This is a genomic window from Kitasatospora sp. NPDC091257 (assembly GCF_044757675.1).
Lineage (GTDB): Bacteria > Actinomycetota > Actinomycetes > Streptomycetales > Streptomycetaceae > Kitasatospora > Kitasatospora lactacystinica.
The window spans coordinates 1-3145 of the sequence record NZ_JBIVVI010001074.1; the positions used below are offsets into that span (position 1 = coordinate 1).

1 protein-coding gene is annotated in these 3145 nt (G+C 78.5%); it reads left to right on the top strand.

What is annotated here, in order from left to right; genetic code table 11:
- The coding region (locus tag ACIQOV_RS34510; protein WP_401054786.1) for a type I polyketide synthase at nt 1–3145 on the top strand (3145 nt) is incomplete at both ends.

Consider the following 3145-nt stretch of genomic DNA (forward strand, 5'->3'; position numbering starts at 1 on the left):
AGGACGGCGCCTCCAACGGGCTCACCGCCCCCAACGGGCCGTCCCAGCAGCGGGTCATCATGCAGGCCCTGGCCAGTGCCAAGCTGTCCACCGGGGACGTCGACCTGGTCGAGGCGCACGGCACCGGCACCGAGCTGGGCGACCCGATCGAGGCCCAGGCCCTGCTGGCCACCTACGGCCAGGGCCGGGCGCAGGACCGTCCGCTGTGGCTCGGCTCGGTCAAGTCCAACATCGGGCACGCCCAGGCCGCGGCCGGCGTGGCCAGCGTGATCAAGGCCGTGATGGCGCTGCGGCACGGCGTGCTGCCGGCCACCCTGCACGTGGACGGACCGACCCCGCACGTGGACTGGTCGGCCGGCGCGGTGGAACTGCTCACCGAGTCCCGGCCCTGGCCGCGCGGCGCCGAGCCGCGCCGCGCCGGCGTGTCCTCGTTCGGCATCAGCGGCACCAACGCCCACATCATCCTGGAGGAGGCCGACGAGCCCGCGGCCGCGGAGCCCGGGGCGGCGGAGGCCATGGCAGGCCCGGCCGGCGCGGAACTCCCCTTCGTCCTCGGCGCCAAGAGCGAGGCCGCGCTGCGCGGCCAGGCCGCGCGGCTGCGCGCCCTGCTGACGGCCGACCCGGCGGTGCACCCGGCGGACCTCGGCCGCTCGCTGGCCGTCACCCGCGCCGCGCTGAGCCACCGCGCGGTGGTCGTCGCGGCCGACCGCGCCGGCCTGCTGGCCGGCCTGGCCGCCCTGGAGGACGGCACCGAGAGCGGCCGGGTGGTGCGCGGCGCCGCCGCCCGCAGGAGCGGCAAGCTGGCCTTCCTGTTCACCGGCCAGGGCGCCCAGCGCGCCCGGATGGGCGCCGAACTGGCCGCCGCCCAGCCCGTGTTCGCCGAGGCCCTGGCCGAGGTGTGCGAGCGGCTGGACCCGCACTTCGACCCGCCGCTGCGCGCCGTGCTCGACGCCGAGCCCGGCAGCGACACCGCCGCGCTGCTCGACCGGACCGCCTACACCCAGGCCGCGCTGTTCGCGGTCGAGGTGGCGCTGTACCGCCTGGCGACCGCCTTCGGCCCGGCCCCCGACTTCCTGCTCGGCCACTCGGTCGGCGAGGTCGCCGCCGCCCACGTCGCGGGCGCGCTCCCGCTGGACGACGCCTGCACCCTGGTCGCCGCGCGCGGCCGGCTGATGCAGGCGATGCCCGAGGGCGGCGCGATGCTCGCCGTCGGCGCGGACGAGGCGCGGGTCCGCGAGGACCTGGCCGCGGTGGCCGACCGGGTCGCCGTCGCCGCCGTCAACGGGCCGGCCTCGACGGTCGTCTCCGGCGACCGCGAAGCGGTCCTGGCGCTCGCCGCCACCTGGCGCGAACGCGACCTGCGCACCCGCGAGCTGCGGGTCTCGCACGCCTTCCACTCGCCGCACATGGACGGCATGCTGGCGGAGTTCCGCGAGGTCGTCGCGGGGCTCGCGTTCCGGCCGCCGGTGATCCCGGTGGTCTCCAACCTCACCGGCGCCCCCGTCGGCGCCGAGCAGCTGGCCGACCCGGACCACTGGGCCCGGCAGGTCCGCGAGACCGTCCGGTTCGCCGACGGGGTCCGGCACCTCGACGGGCAGGGCGTCACCCGCTACCTCGAACTCGGGCCCGACGGCGTGCTCACCGCCATGGCCCGGGAGAGCCTCGCCCACCGCGAGGACACCGTCTTCCTGGCCCCGCTGCTGCGCCGCGACCGGCCCGAGCCGCTGAGCGTCGCCACCGCGCTGGCCGGCCTGCACGTGCACGGCGGCGCCGTCGACTGGGCCGCCGTCTTCGGTGACGGACGCCTGCTGGACCTGCCGACCTACGCCTTCGAGACCGCGCCGTACTGGCCCAACACCGCCTCCTGGCGCGGCGACGTCACCGCGGCGGGCCTGAGCGCCATCGGCCACCCGATGATCGGCGCCGGGATCTCGCTCGCCGGCGGGGACGAACTGCTGTTCACCGCACGGCTGTCCGCCGACGCCCACCCGTGGCTGGCCGACCACCGGGTGCACGGCCGGGTCGTCGTTCCCGGCACCGCCTTCGTCGAACTCGCCGTCCACGCGGGCGACCAGGTCGGCTGCGGTGACCTCGACGAACTGGTCCTGGAGGCCCCGCTGGCGCTGCCCGACCGCGGCGCGGTCCAGGTCCAGGTGGCGGTCGGCGCCGCCGGCCCGGACGGCCGCCGCACCGTCACGGTGCACGCCCGGCCCGAGGAGCGGGCCGACGACAACTGGCCGGAGCGGCCCTGGACCCGGCACGCGACCGGCGTGCTGGCCCCCACCGCCGACGGCGCGGCGGCCGAGCCGGCCCCGCAGCAGTGGCCCCCCGCCGACGCCGCCCCGGCCGACGTGGACGCCGTGTACGAGCTGCTGGAGACGGCCGGACTGGCGTACGGCCCGGCCTTCCGCGGCCTGGCCGCCGCCTGGCGCCACGGTGACGCGATCCTGCTGGAGGCCCGGGCCGGAGACCCCGAGGAGGCCCGCCGCTACGGCCTGCACCCGGCGCTGCTGGACGCCGTCCTGCACGCGCTCGCGGTCCGTTCGACGGCCGACGGGGGAGCCGGCCCCGCCGCGCTCACCGCCGGACTGCCGTTCTCCTGGACCGGGGTCGCCCTGCGCGCCTCGGGTGCCCCCGGCGTCCGGGCCCGGATCAGCCCGCTGGGTGAGGACGCGCTCTCCCTGGTGGCCTGGGACGGCGACGGCCGGCCGGTCGTCACCGTCGAGCGCCTCGTGCTGCGCGCGGCCGCCCCCGCCGGTCCGTCCGCCGACCCGGCCGGGCTGTACCGGGTGGACTGGCGGCGCCCGGCCGACGGCGGCACCGAGGTCGCCGTGCCCGCGGACCTCGCGCTGCTGGACGCCGAGGACGCCCTGGCCGCGGCCGTCGACGAGGACGGCCACGTGCCCGGAATCGTGGTGCTGCCCTGCCCGGCCGGCTCGGCGCGGGAGGCCGTCGCCCGGGTGCTGACGGTGCTCCAGGACTGGCTGGCCGACGACCGCTTCACGCCCGCCCGCCTGGTGGTGCTCACCCGCGACGCGGTCGCCGCCGCCCCCGGCGACCCGGTCGCCGACCCGGCCGGCGCCGCCGCCTGGGGCCTGGTGCGCACCGCGCAGACCGAGCACCCCGACCGCTTCGTCCTGCTGGA